The sequence below is a fragment of the Micromonospora sp. NBS 11-29 genome (genome assembly GCF_002140155.1).
Classification (GTDB): Bacteria; Actinomycetota; Actinomycetes; order Mycobacteriales; family Micromonosporaceae; genus Micromonospora.
The window spans coordinates 55,877-75,053 of the sequence record NZ_NAPR01000023.1; the positions used below are offsets into that span (position 1 = coordinate 55,877).

Below are 19,177 nucleotides of genomic sequence, written 5' to 3' on the forward strand. Positions count from 1 at the left end.
CCCGCCCGTGCGGTGGACCTTCCCCGTAGGCAACGGCGAATGTCAATTCCCGGACGAGTGCCGAGGGGCTTTTTTCGCGCCTTGTGAAAAGTCCGGAACTAAGCGGGGGCAGTCGGCTCGGCCGCGCCCGTCCCCCATGTCGTCGGTAGGCTGTGCCAGGCTGGTCCGCGTGGCACACCGACCCCCGATCCTGCTGATCGACTCCCCCAGCCTCTACTTCCGCGCCTACTTCGGCATCCCCGAGTCGGCTGCGCGGACGGACGACGGCCAGCCGGTCAACGCCGTGCGCGGATTCCTCGACATGCTCGCCCAACTGGTCCGCACCCGCCGGCCCGACCGGATGCTGTGCGCGCTCGACCACGACTGGCGGCCGGCGTGGCGGGTGGAGCTGCTGCCGTCGTACAAGGCGCACCGGGTCGCGCCCGAGGGTGGGGAGGTCGTGCCGGACACGCTGTCCCCGCAGGTGCCGATGATCCTGGAGGTCCTCGACGCGCTCGGCATCCCCGCGGTCGGGGCCACCGGCTACGAGGCCGACGACGTGCTCGGCACGCTCGCGGTGACCCAGCCCGGCCCGGTCGAGGTGGTCTCCGGCGACCGCGACCTGTTCCAGCTCGTCGACGACGCCCACCCGGTGCGGCTGCTCTACGTCGGCCGGGGCGTCGCCAAGCTCGACGACTGCGACGACGCCGCGGTCCGGGCCCGCTACGGCGTGCCCGCCGACCGCTACGCCGACTTCGCCGCGCTGCGCGGCGACCCGAGTGACGGCCTGCCCGGGGTGCCCGGGGTCGGCGAGAAGACCGCCGCCCGGCTGATCGACCGCTACGGCGCGCTGGACGGCATCCTCGCCGCGTTGGACGACCCGGCCTCCGGCTTCGCCCCGGGGCTGCGGGCCAAGCTCGACGCCGCCCGCGACTACCTGGCCGTGGCGCCCAGGGTCGTCCGGGTCGCCACCGACGTGCCGCTGCCCGAGCTGGACCCGACGTTGCCGACGGCCCCCGCCGACCCCGACCGACTGCTCGACCTCGCGCACCGGTGGAACCTGGCCGGCTCGTGCCGGCGCCTGGTCGACGCGCTGGCCGCTCCCCGCGCCTGACCGGCCGCGGGCGCGGGGCGGACCACGTCTGCGTTTCGCCGAAACGGCGACATCCCGAGCCGGTCGACACCGCCACCTCGCCGAACTGGCGGGCCAGCCGTCGTGGGAACGGCCCTGCGCCCGCCAAGGCGGGTCAGCGGCGGGGGTCGATGTTCCGTCGGGACGGGAACTGCGCGCCGGGCTGCGCCAGCGTCGACCGGGCCCGGGAACCCAGCGCGTCCGCCGACGACTGCTGCGCCGCCGGGCGGGTCCGGGCGTCCACCGCGTCCGGCGCGGACTGGTCGGGCATCGACCGCGCCCGCAGGCCCACCGGGTCCGGCGCCGGGTCGGTGGTGGCCGTGGGCGACGCGGCGTCGAGCCGTGCGGCCACGTACGCCGCACCGGCGCGGTCGTCGTCGGACGGGGCGGCGAGCAGCGCGTAGACCAGCCCGACCACGCCGAAGACCACGGCCAGCACGATCGGCACCAGCAGGCTGCTCACCTCGGTGCCGGCGCTCGCGCCGCGAGTCTCGTGCAGGTGCACCGACAGCGCACTCATCCCGGTGAAGTGCATGCCGTTCACGGCGACGCCCATGACCAGCGCGGAGGCGATGATGGCGAGCCCGCGGCGGACGGTCATCGCCAGCCAGAGCGCCACCGTGGCGGCGACCACCGCGATGACGATGGAGAGCGCCACCCGCAGCGGGTCGTAGTCGAGCCGGCCGTCCAGCCGCATGGCGGCCATCCCGGTGTAGTGCATGGCGGCGACTCCGGCGCCGGTGAAGAACCCGCCGGCGATCAGCCGGGGCGCGGCGAGCCGGCCGGTGCCCACGATCGCCAGACCGATGCCGACCGCGCCCACCGCGATCGCGGTGCTGGCCGCGGTGAGCGGCACGTCGTAGCGGATCCGGGTGCCGCTGACGGCGAAGCCGAGCATGGCCATGAAGTGCATCGCCCAGATGGCCGTGCCGCCCAGCGCCCACGCCGCGAGCAGGCCCCACCAGGCGCGCTGGCCGGCGCCGGTGGCGCTGCGGATCCGCCCGGCGCAGACCAGCCCGAGCGCCGAACCGAGCACGGACAGCGCGTAGCTGAGCGCGGGTGTGATCCACCCGTACTCGAAGTGATTGATCTCGCCCACGGCGACCATCCTCGATCCGTTGCCGGCGCGTGAACCGGTCACGCCCCGGCAATGATCCGGCAGCCTGTGACCAGGCACAACACCGACCCCCCGGGTCTTCGGGGGGTGGCGTCCGACCGACCGAAAGTGATCGTCAGGCGGAGGCGTGGTAGGCCAGCACGCCCCGGTTGACGGCCGCGATCGCCTGTCGTGCGGTGCTCCGCAGTTCGGTCGAGGCGCCACCCGAGTCGGCGACCTGGCCGAGCAGGTCGACCACCTGCCGCGCCCACCGGACGAAGTCACCGGCCGGCATCTCGCCGTCGATCTGGTGCCCGCTGGCGAGCACCTTCGCCAGCGCCTCCCCACGCGCCCAGCGGTAGATCGGCCAGGCGAAGCCGAGATCCGGCTCCCGGGTGACGGCCAGGCCACGGGCCGCCTCGTCCGCCTCGATGTCGCTCCACAGCTTGAGCGTCTCGTCGACCGCGTCACCGACCGCGCCGCGCGGCAACGACGCCCGCTCGTCGACGTCCCGCCGGGCCTCGAAGACCACCACCGACACGGCGGCGGCCAGCTCGGCCGGGGACAGCCCGTCCCACACCCGGCGGCGCAGGCACTCGGCGACCAGCAGGTCGGCCTCGGTCCAGATCCGGGCCAGCATCCGGCCCGCGTCGGTGACCTCGCCGTCGGCGGCCAGGTAGCCGCGTGCGGTCAGCAGCGCGACGATCCGGTCGAACGTACGCGCCAGCGAGCCCGTGCGCCCGGACACCCGCTGGCGCAGCTCCTCGGTGTCGTGCTCCAGCCGGCGGCGGCGCTCCGCCCAGCGGGCGTGCTCCTCCCGGTCCGGGCAGGCGTGGCAGGGGTGACCGCGCAGCTCGACCCGGAGCTGGCTGAGCCGGTGGTCCTCCCCCACCGCCTGGCGGGACCGGCCGCCACGCCGGCCACCGTGCCGGTCCAGCCCGGTGCCGCTGACCGCGGCGGCCAGATCGCGTCGGGCCGCCGGGGAGCGGTGGTTGAAGTGCTTCGGCACCCGGATCCGGGTCAGCACCTCGGCCGGGGTGGTGAAGTCGCCCGGACTGACCCGCCCGGCCCAGCGGTCCTGGGTGAGCACCAGCGGGCGCGGCTCGCCGAATCCACCGGTGGCCGGGTCGAGCACCACGGCCAGGCCGGCGCGGCGCCCGGACGGCACCCGGATCACGTCGCCGACGCGTAGCCGCTCCAGCGAGGCGACGGCCGCCGCCTTGCGCTGGGTCTGCCCCTGCCGGGCGATGGCGCGCTCCCGGTCGGCGATCGCCACCCGCAGGGCGAAGTACTCGTCGAAGTCGCCCTGGTGGCAGGCGGCCTCCGCGCCGTACGCCTCGATCGTCTCGGTGTTGCGCTGCACCTGCCGGGCCAGGCCGACCACCGACCGGTCCGCCTGGAACTGGGCGAAGGACGACTCCAGCAGCGCCCGGGCCGGCTCCGCGCCGACGCTGCCGACCAGGTTGACGGCCATGTTGTAGGACGGCCGGAAGCTGGATCGCAGCGGGTAGGTGCGGGTGGAGGCGAGCCCGGCGACGTGGCGGGGGTCGGTCTCCGGCGACCAGACCACCACCGCGTGGCCCTCGACGTCGATGCCCCGGCGGCCGGCCCGGCCGGTGAGCTGGGTGTACTCACCCGGGGTGAGGTCGACGTGGGCCTCGCCGTTGAACTTGACCAGCCGTTCCAGCACCACGCAGCGGGCCGGCATGTTGATGCCCAGGGCCAGGGTCTCGGTGGCGAAGACCGCCTTGACCAGGCCGCGCACGAACAGCTCCTCGACGACCTCCTTGAACGCGGGGAGCATGCCGGCGTGGTGGGCGGCCAGCCCGCGCTCCAACCCGTCGAGCCACTCCCAGTAGCCCAGCACGGCCAGGTCCTCGCCGGGGATGACGGTGATCCGGGACTCGACCACCCGGCGGATCTCGGCGCGCTCCTCCGGGGAGGTCAGCCGCAGCCCGGCGGCGAGACACTGCTGGACGGCGGCCTGGCAGCCGGCCCGGCTGAAGATGAACAGGATCGCCGGGAGCAGGTTCTCCCGGTCGAGGCGGTCGACGATGTCGGGGCGCATCGGACCCCGCCAACGGGGGCCGCGCCGCCCGCCGCCCGGGCCGGCGCCGCGGCCCTCGCCCAGCTCCAGCCGGCGCATCGTGTCCCGGGTGTAGCGCAGCAGCTCGGGGTGGACGTCGTGCTTACGGGCCGCGTCGGCGTCGTGGAACAGGTCGAACATGCGCTTGCCGACCAGCATGTGCTGCCACAGCGGCACCGGACGGTGCTCGGAGACCACCACCGTGGTCTCGCCGCGCACGGTGACCAGCCAGTCGGCGAACTCCTCGGCGTTCGAGACGGTGGCCGACAGCGAGACCAGGGTGACCGACTCCGGCAGGTGGATGATCACCTCTTCCCAGACCCCGCCGCGGAACCGGTCGGCGAGGTAGTGCACCTCGTCCATCACCACGTAGGCCAGGCCCTCCAGCGTGGCCGAGCCGGCGTAGAGCATGTTGCGCAGCACCTCGGTGGTCATCACCACCACGGGCGCGTCGCCGTTGATCGCGTTGTCGCCGGTGAGCAGGCCGACCCGCTCGGCCCCGTAGCGGTCGACCAGGTCGTGGTATTTCTGGTTGGACAACGCCTTGATCGGCGTCGTGTAGAAGCACTTGCGCCGGGTGGTCGGCTGGTCGCCGCCCGCCGGCGTGCCGGCCAGCGCCAGGTGCACCGCGAACTCGCCGACCACGGTCTTACCGGCCCCGGTCGGCGCGCACACCAGCACGCCGCTGCCCCGCTCCAGGGCCTCGCACGCCTCGCGCTGGAAGTCGTCGAGATCGAACCCGAGCTCACGGGAGAATTCGTCCAGGGCCGGGAAGGCGGAGGCCTGCGCGGCCCGGCGGCGCGCCGCGGCGTACCGCTCGGCGGGGCTCGACATGAGGTCAAGATTAATCGGTACCACCGACGAGCACCGGTCAAGGCCGTGCGGCAGGGCGGTCGGAGGGGGTGGGTAGGGTGCACGACGTGCCGGACCGTACCGAACTGCCTCCCGCCTCGAGCGGCGCCGACGACGCCGTCCGCCCGAGCCCGTCCCGCCGGCCGGTGGAGGCGGTGCTCTTCGACTTCCACGGCACCCTCGCCCAGGTCGAGGAGCCGCTGGCCTGGGTGCTCGCCGCCGCGGCCGCCTGCGGGGTCGAGCTGGACCGGATCCGGGCCACCTCGCTGGCCGACCGGCTGCTCACCGCCGGCCGCGCGGGCGGACCGCTGCCGGCCCGGGTGCCGCCCCGGCTGGCCGAGCTGTGGGCCGACCGCGACCTCTACCCGCACGCCCACCGTGGCGCGTACACCGGGCTGGCCGAGACCGTCGACACGGGCATCGACGGGTTCGCCGACGCCCTCTACGAGCGGGTGCTGGTCCCCGAGGGCTGGCTGCCGTACCCGGACACCGCGCCGGTGCTCGGCGCGCTACGGGCCGCCGGGGTGAAGGTGGCCGTGGTCAGCAACATCGGCTTCGACCTGCGCCCGCTCTTCGCCGCCTGGGGCCTCGACGCGCTCGTCGACGCGTATGCCCTGTCGTACGAGGTGGGGCGCTGCAAGCCCGACCCGGGCATCTTCCTGCGGGCCTGCGGGATGCTCGGGGTCGACCCGGAGCACACGCTGATGGTGGGCGACACCCCGGCCGACGCCGGCGCGGTGGCGGCCGGGTGCGGGGTGCTGGTGCTGCCGTGCGCCGACGCCGGTCGACCGAACGGGCTGGGCGCGGTGCTCGACCTGGCCGGGGTCGGGTAGGCCACCGTGCCGCACCGGCTGACGTCAGGGGCATGAGCGGCCTCCGCTGCCGTGCGGCCCGCGCGCCGGGACGGCTCGGCGGGGTCGCGCTGGTGCTCGGCGGGGCGTTGTCGGCGCAGTTCGGCTCCGCGCTCGCCGCGCTGCTGTTCCCGCACACCGGGGTGGCCGGGGCGATCACGCTGCGGTTGACCATCGGCGCGCTGCTGATGCTCGCCGTGTGCCGGCCCCGGCTGCGCGGGTACGGGCGGGGTGACTGGGCGGCCGTGGTCGCGTTCGGGTTGGCGCTGGCCGGCATGAACTCGCTCTTCTACCAGGCGATCGAGCGGATCCCGCTGGGCCCGGCGGTGACGCTGGAGGTGCTCGGCCCGCTGGCGCTCTCGGTGGTCGGCGCACGCCGGGTCGCGGCCTGGTGCTGGGCCGGGCTGGCGCTGGCCGGCGTGGCCCTGCTCGGCCAGGGCGGGTTCGACCGGCTCGACCCGGCCGGCGTCGCGCTGGCGCTGGCGGCGGGCACGATGTGGGCCGCGTACATCGTCTGCTCGGCGCGGGTCGGCGCGCGTTTCCCCCGGGTGGACGGGCTGGCCCTGGCGCTCGCCGTGGCCGCGCTGGTCACCCTGCCGATCGGGCTGGTCGACGGGGGCAGTCGGCTGGCCCACCCGGCGGTCCTGGGGGTCGGCGCCGGGCTGGCCCTGCTCGCCTCGATGCTGCCGTACAGCCTGGAGCTGGCGGCGCTGCGCCGGCTTCCCACCGCGACGTTCGCGGTGCTGATGAGCCTCGGGCCGGCGATCGCCGCGCTGGCCGGCTGGCTGGTCCTCGACCAGACGCTGCACCCGGTCGAGGTGCTGGGCATCGGGCTGGTGGTCGCCGCGAGCGCCGGCGCGGTCCGCGCCGCCACGCCCCCGCCGTCGCCGGCCGTGGTCAGCGCAGCAGCCGCAGCGCCGACGGCACGGCGGTGACGGTCACCGGCAGGTCGAAGGCCCGCTCCCCGTCGGCGTAGCTGGTGATGCCCTCGGNGTGCCCCGGTAGAGCCGCGGCTTGACCCGCATCAGCGTGCGCCGGTCGAAGCGACCGCCCACCACCACGTCCAGCCGGCCGTCGGTCGGGTCCGCGCCCGGGCAGATCCGCATGCCGCCGCCGTAGCTCATCGTGTTGCCGACCGCGACCAGCACCGCGTCCACCTCCCGCGGCACCCCGTCGAGGGTCAGCCGGTAGCGGCGCGGTCGCAGCCGGGCCAGCTCGACCAGGATGGCCAGATCGTACCGGCGGGGGCCGCGCGGCCAGCGCATCCGGTTGGCCCGCTCGTTGACGATCGCGTCGAACCCGGCGGCCAGCACCGCGCCGAACCAGCGGCCCTCGCCGTCGGACCGGGACAGCCGGGCCAGGTCGACCCGGCGGGTCCGGCCGGCGGCCAGCGCCGCGGCGATCACGTCGACGGCCGCGAGCGGCTCGACCGGGAAGCCGGTGTCGGCCGCGAAGTCGTTGCCGGTGCCGGCCGGGACCGGCCCGAACGGCACGGCGGTGCCGGCGACCGCCTGCACCGCGCGGTGCACCGTGCCGTCCCCGCCGACCGCGACCAGCGCGCCGGCGCCGCCGGCCACCGCGGCGCGGCACGCCGCCTCCGCCTCCCCCGGGGTGCCCGCGGCCAGCAGCTCGACCGGGCGGCCGGCACCACCGAGGCGCTCCAGGATCCGGGGCAGCAGGCCGCGGTGTCGTCCCCGGCCGGCGGTCGGGTTGGCGAGCACGGCGACGGGGCCGGGCGGAACAGGCTCGGGCGCGGTCACGGCGAGCACGGTACGACACTCCGCGCGCGACCCACCAGGGTCACGCCGACCCGATCGCCCGCCGGGTCCAGCCGGTCAGCGCACCACCAGCCGCTTGCTCACCGAGGCGACGCCGTCGCCCTTGACCTTCAACGTCCAGTCCCCCGCCGAGCCGAGCGTCACCACCGTCTCGGCGGTGCCGTTCGGCTCCGCCTTCAACTCGGCCACCCGCTTGCCGTCGGGGTTGAGCACGTACAGCGTCCGCGCGCCGGCGGTCTTGTTCGTCACCTTCAACGAGATCTTCTCGCCCGGCTCGGCGATCAGCCCGTCGACGCCGGTGATCGTGTCCCCGGTCAGCTCGACGGCGACCGCCCGGTCGTACGCCGTCTCCGCCGCGGCGCTGGCCACGTTGCCGTCGTCGGAGACGGTGACCCGGGTCCGGAGCCCGTCGCCCTGCCGGCCGGGCTTGCAGGCCACCTCGTACGTGCCGGTGGCGAGCGTCGCGCGCAGCTCGCCGGTGCGGCCCGCCGGCACGTCGGCCACCTCGGCGATCACCTTGGAGAAGCCGTCGCCCTCCCGGCCGTAGACGTAGACCCCGGTGGCCTGCTGCCCCCGGTTGGTCACGGTGAAGGTGACCGTGCCCGGCGTGAACAGCGTGGTGGTGACCTCGCAACTGGTGTCGGTGGCGGTCACCGGCACCTGCTCGCCCGTGGGCGTGGGCTCGTCGTCGCCGCAGGCGGTGAGCGCGGTGGCGGCGCAGAGGACGGTCAGGACGGCGGCGGTACGGCTCTTCATCGGGTTCTCCGGAGCGGAGGTCAGCGCGCTGACCGGGACGGGGCACGGTCACCCCGGGCACAGTGCCCGGGGGACTCGGCGGAGTCAGGAGAGTCTAAGCGGGCACGCCGTCCCGGCAAGGCCCGAGGGCAGCCGAATGTCCGCTTCCATGCCGGCCGCCCGGACCGGCCGTCCGGGCGGCCGGCATGATGGGCCCATGCGGCTGGTCTCCCTGCTCCCCTCCGCCACCGAGATCGTCTACGCCCTGGGGCTCGGCGACGACCTGGTCGGGGTCACCTTCGAGTGCGAGGTGCCGTCGACGTACCGGTCCGGCGTGACCGTCGTGGTGGGTGGTCGCGACACCCGCGGCATGAGCCCCGGCGAGATCGACGCGTACGTCCGCGAGCGGCTCGCCGCCGGGGCCGACCTCTACACGCTGCACGCCGGCGCGCTGGCCGGACTCGACCCGGAGCTGATCCTCACCCAGGATCTCTGCCGGGTCTGCGCGCTGCCCTCGGGCCGGGTGGCCGACGCGGTCGACCATCTCGGCTGCCGGGCGGAGGTGCTGTCGCTCGACCCGTACACCCTGGACGACGTGCTGGGCACGATCCGCGCGGTCGGCGCGGCGGCCCGGGTGCCCGAGCGCGCGGAAGCCCTGGTGGACGGGCTGCGCGCCCGGCTCGCGGCGATCGGCGCGGCGGTGGCGGGCCGGCCCCGGCGGCGGGTCGCCGTCGTCGAGTGGGTGGACCCGCCNCGGCCACTGGATCCCGGATCTGGTCGACGTCGCCGGCGGCGAGCCGGTGGCCACCCATCCCGGCGCCCGGTCGTCGCCGACCACCTGGGCGGACCTGCGGGCGGCGGACCCGGAGGTGGTCCTGGTCGCGCCCTGCGGCTTCGGCCTGGACGGCGCCGCCGGCCAGGCCACCGAGGTCGTCGGGCACTTCCCCGGCGCGGAGGTGTGGGCCCTGGACGCGGACGGACTGATCGTGCGTGCCGGCCCGCGCCTGGTCGACGGCGCGGCGGCGATCGCCGCGATCCTGCACCCCGACGCCGTGCCCGCCGCCCCCACCGGCGCGGCCCGNGGGCCGGTGGCATCCCGGGCGGACCCGACACCGCCGGGTCGGCGTGCCGAACCGCCGGCGCACGCGCGAACGCCGCCCTCGTGCGGTGCGGGGCGGCGTTCACACGCGTCGGCAGCGGTCAGGTCATGTCGTCGTAGCGGCGTTCGATCGGCGCCGGTGCGGCGACCGGCTCGGGTGCCGTGACCGGGGCGGACGCCTCGATCCGCGCCCCCGCCGGGACCGGATCGGTCGACAGGTCCAGCGGTGACACCTCGTCGTCGGCGATGCCCGCGTAGACCTCCCGCCCACGCCCGCGGCGCCTGTCGTTGAGGTACGCCACGCCCACCGCGCCGAAGTAGAGCGCGGAGAGGCAGAACGCCAGCGCCGTCATGCCGAACGGGTCGGGCGTCGGCGTGACCACCGCGGAGAACGCGAAGAACACGAAGATCGCCACCCGCCACCAGCTCAGCAGCCGCTTGGCGCTGGCCAGCCCGACGAAGTTGAGCATCAGCACGATCAGCGGGAACTCGAACGCCACCCCGAACAGCAGAATCAGGTTGGTGACGAAGCTGATGTAGCGGGTGATGTCCAGCGTCGTGGTCACGTCGCCGCCGCCGGAGACGTCGAGCAGGAACTCCAGGCCCTTCGACGTGACCACGTAGGCCAGCGCCGCCCCGGCGGCGAACAGCGGGGCCGCCAGGGCGGTGAAGAGGTACGCGTACCGCCGCTCGTGTCGGTGCAGGCCGGGCGCGATGAACGCCCAGAGCTGGTAGAGCCAGATCGGCGCGGCGATGATCAGGCCGACCCAGAGGGCCACCTTCATCTGCAACAGGAACAGGTCGGCGGGGCCGAGCTGGACGAAGTTGCAGTCGCCGTTGATCAGCCGCGCCTTCGGCAGGTCGCAGTAGGGCTTCTGCAGGACGTGCAGCACCGGCCCGGACAACCAGACGCCGAAGCCGAAGCCGAGCAGGATCGCCACGGAGGCCCGGAACAGCCGGTTGCGCAACTCCCGGATGTGCTCGATGAGCGTCATCGAGCCGTCGGCCGCCCGCGCGAACGCGCTCGGGCCGCGCTTCTTCAACCCGAAGGCCACGGTGGTTGAGGCCCTCTCGGATCAGTTCTCGCGGACGCGGTGGACCGGATCGGCCGGCGGAGCGACCGGCTGCTGCGGCTGAGGGGCGTACTGCGGCTGACCCTGCGCGTACTGCTGCTGCTGGGGCGGGAGCGGCTGGTATGCGGCCTGCGCGTCGGCCTTCTCGGCCAGGTCACGGTCGTCGTCGTGCAGGCTCTTGGTCTCGGCCTTGATGATCCGCAGGGAGCGGCCCAGCGAGCGGGCCGCGTCGGGGAGCCGCTTCGCGCCGAAGAGCAGGATCAGCACGACCACGAGTACGGCGATGTGCCACGGCTTGAGGGCACCCATGGGAACTCCAGTCGCTGTGTGTCGGTGAGAGGTGGTTCGCCGCCCATCGTACGTGCGTCGCAGCGGCTTGCCACCCCCGCCAGGTCTGCTGGTGCGGGCCCGGTCGGTGAAGTCTCGACCAACCCGAAGCGTCCCGTCAACACCCGGTCCCCCGCGGCGCGCCGGTCACTCCCCCCGTCGGGCCTTGATCAGCGCGACCCGTTCCTGCGCGACGGCCGCCCGCTGCTGGAGCGCCTCGGCCCGCGCCTGCAACTGCTCGGCGGCGGACCGCAGCGACTCCGCCTCGCCGGCCCGGCGCTGCAACCCCAGGGCCGCGCGGCGCAGCCGGGGCAGCCGCGCCACCACCGGACGGACCGCCAGGGCCAGCACGACCAGCGCGAACACCACGACCGCGAGCACGATCCACATCACCACGGCGGTCAGCCTAACGGGTGACGCCGGTGGCCGCCGGGTCGGCGGCGCCGACCGGGGTGGCGTACGCGTCGAGCGCGGCGACCGCCTGGGCGCGGACCTGCTCGGCCAGCTCGGCCGGGGCCACCACGGTCACCTCCGGGCCCAGCCCGAGCACGAACCGCCGGGCCCAGCCGAGGTCGGTGACCCGCAGCGAGACCAGCCACTGCTCGCCGTCGGCCTCGACCCGCTCACACGGGTAGTATTCGGTGATCCACCGCTCTCCCCGCCCGATCCGCAGCGTGATCAACGGCAGGTCGGCCGAGGGCCGGAACACGCCGGCGCTGAGGTCGTGCGGGCGGGCCTGCGGCGGCACGACGGCCCGCTCCGGCAGCTCGGTCACCGCGTCGATCCGGTCGGCCCGGAACAACCGCACCGCCTCCGCGCGGCGGCACCACGCCTCCACGTACGCCCGGCCGCCGACCATCAGCATCCGCAGCGGGTCGATGGTGCGTTCGGTGGTCTCGTCCCGGGCCGGCGTGTAGTAGGTGATCCGCAGCGCCCGGCCCCGCTCGACCGCGGCGCGCAGCTCGCGCACCCGGGCGGTGTCGCCGGGCAACCGCACCTCCACCGGCGCGCCGGCCAGGTCGCCGGCCGCGCTCTCGATCTTGGCGAGCGCCCGCTCCACCGCCTCCCGGTTGGCCACCCCGGGCGTCTCCGCGAGCATCCGCAGCGCCACCACCAGCGCCAGCGCCTCGTCCGGGGTGAGCCGCAGCGGACGGTCGATACCGGCGTCGTAGGTGATGGTCACCCGGTCGCCGTCGAACGCCATGTCGATCAGGTCACCGGGGCCGTAACCGGGCAGCCCGCACACCCAGAGCAGCTCCAGGTCCTCCCGGAGCTGCCGCTCGGTCACACCGAGGTCGTGCGCCGCCTCGGCGATCTCGATGCCGGGGCGGGCCAGCAGGTAGGGCACCAGGTTGAGCAGCCGGGCCAACCGGTCGGCCGAGGTGCGGCCGGCGCGGGCCGCCGGCCCGGTCACCGGACACCCCCGGCCACCGCCAGCTCGTCGTGCCGGGCGGCGACCTCCTTCAACCGCTGGATGACCGCCTCCCGCACCTCCGGTGGCTCCAGCACCCGCACGTCCGGGCCGTACCCGACGATCTGGCCGGCCAGGAAGTCGGCGTCGGCGTACGGCAGCACCAACCGGTCGCCGTCCGGGCCGGCCTGGCTCTCCACCGCCCAACGGCGCAGCCCGGCGGCGCGGCCCGGCGCGGCCAGCACGGTCGCCCGGCCGGTCTGTTCCACCGGCCCGGACCACCGGGCGACGTGGCTGATCAGATCCACCCCGGCGGGCGGCGCGTAGGCCCCCGACGGCCCGGACGCCCGGACCGCGCCCACCACCCGGGAAAGCCGGAAGCACCGCGTCGCCGCCCGATCCAGGTCGTGGCCCACCACATACCACCGGCCGCGCCAGCAGACCACGCCCCACGGCTGCACCCGACGACGCGTCGGCGCGTCCCGGTCCGGCACGCGGTAGTCGAAGCCGACCTCCCGGCGGTCCCGCGCGGCGGCGGTCAACGGCGCGAACGCCGGGTCGACCGTGACCATCGGCTCCAACCCGAGGGTGGCCTGCGGGTCCACGTCGATGCCGGCGGCGCGCAGCTTCGCCAACCCCGACGACGCGGCGGCCGCCAGCCCGGCGTGCTGCCACAGCCGGGCGGCGATGCCCACCGCGGCGGCCTCGTCCGGCTCCAGTGGGATGTCGGGAAGCGCGTACTCCCGGTGGGCGATCCGGTAGCCCGGCTCGGCGTCGAAGACGCTGGCCGTGCCGGTCTCCAGCGGCACCCCCAACTCCCGCAGCTCGGCCTTGTCACGCTCGAACTTACGCTGGAACGCCTCATGGTCCTTGGCGTCGTCCGGGTCGTGCTCGTAGCCGGGCACGGTCGCGGCGATCTGCGCGGCAGTCAGGAAACGCCGCGTGGACAGCAGGCAGATCACCAGGTTGACCAGGCGTTCGGTACGGGTCCGGGACACGTACCGAACGCTAGCAGCCCGCGCCCTCGGCGCGGGCACCCGCGCGGGCGCGGCGCGCATCCGGCTCACCGCGCGGGCCACCGGCGCCGGTCATAGGGTGAGCCCATGGCGGACGCGGAGGTCAAGACCGAGAGCGTCGGCACCGTCGTGGTGGCCGGCGCGGCGAACCTCGCCATCGCGATCGCCAAGCTGGTCGCGGGCCTGCTCTCCGGCTCCGCGGCGATGCTCTCCGAGGCCGCCCACTCGGTGGCCGACACCACCACCGAGGTGCTGCTCTACCTGGCGCTGCGCCGCGGGGCACGCCCCGCCACCGCCCGGCACCCCTTCGGGTACGGCAAGGAGAGCTACGTCTGGGCGTTCCTCGCCGCGCTGTTCACGTTCGTGGCCGGCGCCGGCTTCGCCATCACCCACGGCGTCACCACGATTCTGGTGCACGAACACACCGGCAACTACCTGACCGCGTACGTGGTGCTGGCGGTCTCGTTCGCCATCGAGTCGGTGTCGCTGGCCCGGGCCGTACGCCAGGTGCGCGGCGAGTCCCGACGCTGGCGCACCACCCCCCGCCGCTACCTGCGGCTGACCGCCGACACCACGGTCAAGGCGGTCTTCCTGGAGGACAGCGCGGCGCTGATCGGCCTGCTCATCGCCGCCGCCGGGCTCACCCTGTCCCACCTCACCGGCGACGAACTGTACGACGGGATCGCCTCAATCCTCATCGGCGTGCTGCTGCTGGTGGTCGCCGCCGTCCTGGCCCACAGCAACATCTCGCTGCTGGTCGGCCGCGCCGTGTCCGAGCGCACGCACCAGCGGATCGAGCGGGAACTGGCCGCGGTGCCGACGGTGGACCGGATCGACACGCTGATGACCATGTTCCTCGGCCCGGCGGACATCCTGGTCGCCGCCAAGGTCGACTTCACCGACGACGCCACCGGCGCCGACATCGAAGCCGCCGCCGACGAGGCCGAACGCCGACTCACCGCGGAATTCCCGGAGATCGCGTACGTCTTCCTCGACCCGACCCGGTCGGGGGCCGGCGGCCGGACCGCCCGTACCACCCAGGACGAGCCGGGACGCCCGCTCGGCCAGGAGGCCTGACCCGCCCGCGACCCGACCCGCGGTCGGCCGATAGCGTGCCGGTCATGGTGCGATGGCGGGCCGGCACGGTCACGGCGGTACGACGACGGTGGGCCGGCGCCCTCGAACTCGACGTCGACCTGCCCGACGGCGCCCGGATGCGGGCCCTGGCCTACCCGGCGCTGGTCGGCGAGCCGGAACCCGGCGACCGGGTGCTGCTCAACGCCGGCGCCCTGCTGATGGGCCTCGGCACCGGCGGGGACGCCCNGCCGGCGACACCCGCGACGCCGGGCACCTGGTCAAGGCCCGCTACACCCCGCTGCAGCCGATCCTGCTCGGCGTGGACGAGGAGGCCTCCCCGCACCACGCGCGGCTGGCCGCCGCCGAGTCGGTCGACGGGATGCCGGTGGTCACCGCCGACCTGCACTCCGCGCTGCCGGCGATCCTGGCCGGCGTGCACGCCGACGCCCCCCGCGCCCGGGTCGCCTACGTGCTCACCGACGGTGGGGCGCTGCCCGCCTGGTTCTCCCGCACCCTCGCCGGGCTCGCCGGGCACCTCGCCGGCACGGTCAGCGTGGGTCAGGCGTTCGGCGGCGACCTGGAGGCCAGCACCCTGCACAGCGGGCTGCTCGCCGCCCGGCACGTGCTCGACGCCGACGTGACGATCGTCGCCCAGGGTCCCGGCAACCTCGGCACCGGCACCCGCTGGGGCTTCTCCGGCGTGGCCGTCGGCGAGGCCGTCAACGCCGTCGCCACGCTGGGCGGGCGCCCGATCGGATCGGTGCGGATCTCCGCCGCCGACCCCCGCCCCCGGCACCGTGGCGTCTCCCACCACAGCCTCACCGCGTACGGTCGGGTGGCGCTGGCCCCCGCGGAGCTGGTCGTGCCCGACGGCCTCGACCCCGACCTGGCCACGGCCGTGACGGCGGCGCTGGCACCCCTGGCCGACCGGCACCGGATCGTCACCGTGCCCACCGACGGCCTCGACGCGGCGCTGCGCGACACCCCGGTCGGACTGTCGACGATGGGCCGCGGCCTCGACGCCGACCACGCCTACTTCCTGGCCGCGGCCGCCGCCGGCCGGCACGCGGCCCGCCTGCTCGGCTGAACGCCGCCGGTCAGGCCGCCCCGTAGCCGTGCTCCACGATGCGCACGGCGGCCGTCGCGTACACCTGCGGGTCCTGCGGCGCCCACGTGCCCAGACCGTCCACGTACCGGTTGAACATGCAGAACGCGGCCGCGATCAGCACCGTGTCGTGGATCTCCAGGTCGGTCGCGCCCTGCGCCCGGGCCGCGTCCACCAGCGCGGTGGTCACCTCCCGGCCGTCGCGTCGCACCGCGGCGGCGATGTCCAGCAGCGCCCGTAGCTTCGCGCTCACCGGCGCCGACGACACGTCCCGCCGCACCTGATCCACCAGCGTCATCCCGGTCGGCAACTGGGCGGCGGCGAACGCCGAGTGCGCCGCGCAGCAGAACGTGCACTCGTTCAGGCCCGAGACGTACGCCGCGATCAGCTCCCGCTCGCCCGGGGTCAGCGTGGGATGCGGGGCCCGCAGCAGTTGCTCGGCCAGCGCGTTGAGCGGCTCGGCCGTCTCGGGACGGAACCGCATCGGCCCGTTGATGCCCGGGTGGGTCTTCTCGTCCAGACCAAGATCGATGTGTGCCATGACGGCGTCCTCCCTGCCCGCAACCGCCCGGCCCGGCCACCCGACATGCTCCGGCGGGCCGCGACGTCCCGCCCAAGATATCCGCGCCCGCCGATGGGCTCCATGCCCGACCACCAGAAGCGCAAGCTGGAAGACGTTGCCCCGGCCCGCCGCTCCTATCCTTTGGCTGTCCCGGCCCCGGACCCACCGACCCGGCACGCTTCCCCCCATCACCGCCGCGGCCCCGGGCCCGCCGCGGCCCCCGTAGCGGAAGGCGAGGCGCCATGTCCCTGCGACAGCTTCCCGAAACAGACCGTCGGCCGGGCATCCCGCCGCCCCACGCCGGACACCGCACCCGGGTCGTCCTGCTCAGCGTCGTGGCCGGCGTCCTGCTCGCCGTCCTGTGGTCGTTCGAACTGGTCGACAAGGTCATCGGCGACAACGTCGCGAACACCGTGCTCGGCCACGACGCCAAGGAGACCGCGATCACCGGCACCGCCGCCGGGCTGCTCTTCGCCTTCGTCTCCGGCTTCGCCGGTACGTTCACCGCCTGCAACATCGCCATGGCCGCCTCGGTCGGCCCACTGAGCCAGGCATCCGGCACCCACGCCACCGCCGCGCCGCTGCGGGCCCTGCTGCGCCCCGTCGGGTGGCTCGCCCTCGGCATGATCACGGTCTCGGCCGGCTACGGCGCCATCGGCGTCCTGCTCGGCGACCGACTCCCCCAACTCTCCACCGACGTGGTCGACGGCATGCCGGTGCGCCTCATCCAGTCGTCCGTCGTGTTCGGTGTGATCGGCCTGGCGCTGATCTACCTCGGACTCGCCACGATCGGCCTGCTCCCCGACATCTTCGCCCACCGGCCCTTCGCCCGGGTGGTCACCATGGGCGCGCTCGTCGGCGGATTCCTCATCGGACGCCCCTACCCGCTGTTCAACAAGCTGTTCCACTGGGCCGCCGACACCGGCAACCCGCTTTACGGCGCGCTCGCCTTCGCCCTCCAGTCGCTGGGCAACATCCTGCTCGTCATGCTGATCTTCACGGCCGTCGTCATAATCAGCCGGGGACGCTTCCTGAATTGGATGGCCGACCCCCGACGTGCCGCCGTGGTGACCGGCGCGCTGCTCATCGCGCTCGGCGTCTTCACCGTCGTCTACTGGGACGTACGCCTGCCCGCCCGCTTCGGCTTCGGCTGGTTCCCCACCATGCCCTACAACTGAACCGACCGGGCGCGACCCGTCGCGCCCGACTCAGCCGGCCAGGAAGACGAACGACAACCAACCGACCACGATCACCACCAACACCACCGCCAGCACCCAGGTCGGCACCCGGTGCTCGCCACGACGGTTCCGCTCGACCTCGGCGCGGATCTTCTCCCGGCGCCGGTCGATCCAGTTCAGCTTCTCGGTGCCGGAATCGCGGCCGGGAGAATCGGAAGTGTTCATGACCAGGCCAGCGTACCCGTGCTCCGGCCAACCGGAGCACGGGCCCGCCACCGGCCTCACATGCTGGCGATCAGCCGCTCCACCCGCTCGTCGTACGCCCGGAACGGGTCCTTGCACAGCACGGTGCGCTGCGCCTGGTCGTTGAGCTTCAGATGCACCCAGTCGACGGTGAAGTCGCGCCGCTTCTCCTGGGCATGCCGGATGAACTCACCGCGCAACCGCGCCCGGGTGGTCTGCGGCGGCGTCTCCTTCGCCTCGAAGATCTCCGGGTCGGTCGCCACCCGATCCACCTCGCCCCGCCGCTCCAACAGCCCGTACAGGCCCCGGCCGCGCCGCAGGTCGTGGTAGGCCAGATCCATCTGCGCCACCCGTGGATGCGACAGCGGCAGGTCGTGCTTGCGCTGGTAACGCTCGATCAACTTCAACTTGGCGACCCAGTCGATCTCGCGGGCCACCGGGTCCAGGTCGCCGGTCTCCACCGCGCGCAGCACCCGCGCCCACAACTCCACCACCCGCTTGGCGGTCTGGTCACCGCCCCGGCGCTCCACGAACTCCGTCGCCTTCGCCAGGTATTCCTGCTGGATCTCCAGCGCCGAGACCTCCTTGCCGGAGGCCAGCCGCACCTTGCGCCGCCCGGTGATGTCGTGCGACACCTCACGGATCGCCCGGATCGGGTTCTCCAATGTCAGGTCCCGCATCACCACGCCGGCCTCGATCATGCGCAGCACGATGTCCGCCGTGCCGACCTTCAGCAGCGTGGTGACCTCGTTCATGTTCGAGTCACCGACGATGACGTGCAGCCGACGGTAACGCTCCGCGTCCGCGTGCGGCTCGTCCCGGGTGTTGATGATCGGTCGGCTCCGGGTGGTCGCCGACGAGACACCCTCCCAGATGTGCTCGGCCCGCTGGGACAGGCAGTAGACCGCACCGCGCGGCGTCTGCAACACCTTGCCCGCCCCACAGATCAACTGCCGGGTCACCAGGAACGGAATCAGCACGTCGGCAAGCCGGCCGAACTCACCGTGCCGGGACACCAGATAGTTCTCATGGCACCCGTACGAGTTGCCCGCCGAATCGGTGTTGTTCTTGAACAGGTAGATCTCGCCCGCGATGCCCTCGTCGTGCAACCGCTTCTCCGCGTCGACGAGCAACCCCTCAAGGATCCGCTCGCCGGCCCGGTCGTGGGCCACCAGGTCGGTCACCGAGTCGCACTCGGGTGTCGCGTATTCCGGATGCGAGCCCACGTCCAGATAGAGGCGGGCGCCGTTGCGCAGGAACACATTGCTCGACCGGCCCCACGACACCACCCGCCGGAACAGGTACCGCGCGACCTCGTCGGGGGACAACCGGCGCTGCCCGCGATAGGTGCAGGTGACGCCGTACTCGGTCTCGAGGCCGAAGATTCGCCGCTCCATGATGAGACATTAGCCGCCCGAAGCCCGCAATGGGCACCGCAGACGTGCGCCGAGTCGTCGTCGGGTGTTACCGCCACGTCGTTTCCGCCACCCCGACGGTGGGTCCGCCGAGGTGGGCGGCGTACCCGGTGGACGGCCCGTCACCTCGCCGAACCGACGTCGGCCGACTCCTGCCGCCGG

The 19,177-nt window shown here is 74.2% G+C and carries 16 protein-coding genes and 2 pseudogenes; 6 read left to right on the forward strand and 12 right to left on the reverse strand.

The window, feature by feature from the left end; all coding sequences use genetic code 11:
• Positions 1–136: 136 nt before the first annotated feature.
• Complete coding sequence (locus tag B1205_RS24765; RefSeq protein ID WP_176308781.1) at positions 137–1,093, forward strand: 5'-3' exonuclease; 957 nt, start codon at positions 137–139, stop codon at positions 1,091–1,093.
• Positions 1,094–1,226: 133 nt separating this feature from the next.
• Here the strand turns inward: B1205_RS24765 and B1205_RS24770 are convergent, their stop codons facing one another.
• Both B1205_RS24770 and B1205_RS24775 read right to left on the reverse strand, forming a co-directional pair.
• Positions 1,227–2,210, reverse strand: a complete 984-nt coding sequence (locus B1205_RS24770; protein ID WP_089157903.1) for an MHYT domain-containing protein — start codon at positions 2,208–2,210, stop codon at positions 1,227–1,229.
• Positions 2,211–2,343: 133 nt separating this feature from the next.
• Positions 2,344–5,127, reverse strand: a complete 2,784-nt coding sequence (locus B1205_RS24775) for a DEAD/DEAH box helicase (RefSeq protein ID WP_089157803.1) — start codon at positions 5,125–5,127, stop codon at positions 2,344–2,346.
• 86 nt (positions 5,128–5,213) lie between these two features.
• Between B1205_RS24775 and B1205_RS24780 the strand changes: the two genes are divergently transcribed.
• Together B1205_RS24780 and B1205_RS24785 are read left to right on the forward strand one after the other, a co-directional pair.
• Positions 5,214–5,978, forward strand: coding sequence for an HAD family hydrolase (locus B1205_RS24780; protein ID WP_089157904.1), 765 nt, complete (start codon positions 5,214–5,216; stop codon positions 5,976–5,978).
• Positions 5,979–6,010: 32 nt separating this feature from the next.
• Entirely contained in the window at positions 6,011–6,931 is a 921-nt protein-coding gene (locus B1205_RS24785; protein ID WP_089157804.1) for an EamA family transporter, read from the forward strand.
• On the opposite strand, the pseudogene B1205_RS24790 reads toward B1205_RS24785, so the two are convergent.
• From B1205_RS24790 to B1205_RS24825, 7 genes and pseudogenes are all read right to left on the reverse strand, one after another.
• Positions 6,894–7,765: pseudogene (locus B1205_RS24790) on the reverse strand (diacylglycerol kinase family protein). The gene B1205_RS24785 and the pseudogene B1205_RS24790 sit on opposite strands and share 38 nt — an antisense overlap.
• Positions 7,766–7,831: 66 nt before the next feature.
• Positions 7,832–8,530, reverse strand: a complete 699-nt coding sequence (locus B1205_RS24795) for a hypothetical protein (protein WP_089157805.1) — start codon at positions 8,528–8,530, stop codon at positions 7,832–7,834.
• Positions 8,531–9,709: 1,179 nt separating this feature from the next.
• Entirely contained in the window at positions 9,710–10,663 is a 954-nt protein-coding gene (tatC, locus tag B1205_RS24805; protein ID WP_089157806.1) for a twin-arginine translocase subunit TatC, read from the reverse strand.
• A gap of 21 nt (positions 10,664–10,684) precedes the next feature.
• Positions 10,685–10,990 carry a Sec-independent protein translocase subunit TatA gene (tatA, locus tag B1205_RS24810; protein ID WP_089157807.1) on the reverse strand — a complete coding sequence of 102 codons (306 nt, stop codon included), beginning with the start codon at positions 10,988–10,990 and terminating at the stop codon, positions 10,685–10,687.
• A gap of 165 nt (positions 10,991–11,155) precedes the next feature.
• Entirely contained in the window at positions 11,156–11,398 is a 243-nt protein-coding gene (locus B1205_RS24815) for a hypothetical protein (RefSeq protein WP_441338556.1), read from the reverse strand.
• Positions 11,399–11,414: 16 nt separating this feature from the next.
• Positions 11,415–12,422, reverse strand: a complete 1,008-nt coding sequence (locus B1205_RS24820; RefSeq protein WP_089157809.1) for a helix-turn-helix transcriptional regulator — start codon at positions 12,420–12,422, stop codon at positions 11,415–11,417.
• Positions 12,419–13,417 (reverse strand): helix-turn-helix transcriptional regulator, encoded by a 999-nt coding sequence (locus tag B1205_RS24825; protein ID WP_089157810.1) that lies wholly within the window; start codon positions 13,415–13,417, stop codon positions 12,419–12,421. Before B1205_RS24825 ends, B1205_RS24820 begins: the two co-directional genes overlap by 4 nt.
• Before the next feature lie 105 nt (positions 13,418–13,522).
• Here B1205_RS24825 and B1205_RS24830 point away from each other — a divergent pair, with 105 nt between their 5' ends.
• Together B1205_RS24830 and B1205_RS24835 are read left to right on the forward strand one after the other, a co-directional pair.
• Entirely contained in the window at positions 13,523–14,512 is a 990-nt protein-coding gene (locus tag B1205_RS24830; protein ID WP_089157811.1) for a cation diffusion facilitator family transporter, read from the forward strand.
• 44 nt (positions 14,513–14,556) lie between these two features.
• Positions 14,557–15,599, forward strand: a pseudogene (locus B1205_RS24835) (DUF3866 family protein).
• Positions 15,600–15,609: 10 nt separating this feature from the next.
• Here B1205_RS24835 and B1205_RS24840 read toward each other — a convergent pair.
• Entirely contained in the window at positions 15,610–16,158 is a 549-nt protein-coding gene (locus B1205_RS24840; RefSeq protein ID WP_089157812.1) for a carboxymuconolactone decarboxylase family protein, read from the reverse strand.
• A gap of 263 nt (positions 16,159–16,421) precedes the next feature.
• Between B1205_RS24840 and B1205_RS24845 the strand changes: the two genes are divergently transcribed.
• On the forward strand, positions 16,422–17,357 hold the full coding sequence (locus tag B1205_RS24845; protein WP_089157813.1) for a hypothetical protein: 936 nt from the start codon (positions 16,422–16,424) through the stop codon (positions 17,355–17,357).
• A 30-nt stretch (positions 17,358–17,387) separates the two neighbouring features.
• Here the strand turns inward: B1205_RS24845 and B1205_RS24850 are convergent, their stop codons facing one another.
• Positions 17,388–17,582, reverse strand: coding sequence for a hypothetical protein (locus B1205_RS24850; protein WP_089157905.1), 195 nt, complete (start codon positions 17,580–17,582; stop codon positions 17,388–17,390).
• A gap of 56 nt (positions 17,583–17,638) precedes the next feature.
• Entirely contained in the window at positions 17,639–18,997 is a 1,359-nt protein-coding gene (gene pafA, locus B1205_RS24855; RefSeq protein WP_089157814.1) for a Pup--protein ligase, read from the reverse strand.
• Between the last annotated feature and the right edge of the window lie 180 nt (positions 18,998–19,177).

Bases quoted from the DNA above. Each gene is read 5' to 3' on its own strand.
- B1205_RS24765 (WP_176308781.1), top strand. From the start codon at position 137: ATGTCGTCGGTAGGCTGTGCCAGGCTGGTCCGCGTGGCACACCGACCC.
- B1205_RS24775 (WP_089157803.1), bottom strand. From the start codon at position 5,127: ATGTCGAGCCCCGCCGAGCGGTACGCCGCGGCGCGCCGCCGGGCCGCG.
- B1205_RS24785 (WP_089157804.1), top strand. From the start codon at position 6,011: ATGAGCGGCCTCCGCTGCCGTGCGGCCCGCGCGCCGGGACGGCTCGGC.
- B1205_RS24795 (WP_089157805.1), bottom strand. From the start codon at position 8,530: ATGAAGAGCCGTACCGCCGCCGTCCTGACCGTCCTCTGCGCCGCCACC.
- tatA (WP_089157807.1), bottom strand. From the start codon at position 10,990: ATGGGTGCCCTCAAGCCGTGGCACATCGCCGTACTCGTGGTCGTGCTG.
- B1205_RS24815 (WP_441338556.1), bottom strand. From the start codon at position 11,398: ATGTGGATCGTGCTCGCGGTCGTGGTGTTCGCGCTGGTCGTGCTGGCC.
- B1205_RS24830 (WP_089157811.1), top strand. From the start codon at position 13,523: ATGGCGGACGCGGAGGTCAAGACCGAGAGCGTCGGCACCGTCGTGGTG.
- B1205_RS24840 (WP_089157812.1), bottom strand. From the start codon at position 16,158: ATGGCACACATCGATCTTGGTCTGGACGAGAAGACCCACCCGGGCATC.
- B1205_RS24845 (WP_089157813.1), top strand. From the start codon at position 16,422: ATGTCCCTGCGACAGCTTCCCGAAACAGACCGTCGGCCGGGCATCCCG.
- B1205_RS24850 (WP_089157905.1), bottom strand. From the start codon at position 17,582: ATGAACACTTCCGATTCTCCCGGCCGCGATTCCGGCACCGAGAAGCTG.
- pafA (WP_089157814.1), bottom strand. From the start codon at position 18,997: ATGGAGCGGCGAATCTTCGGCCTCGAGACCGAGTACGGCGTCACCTGC.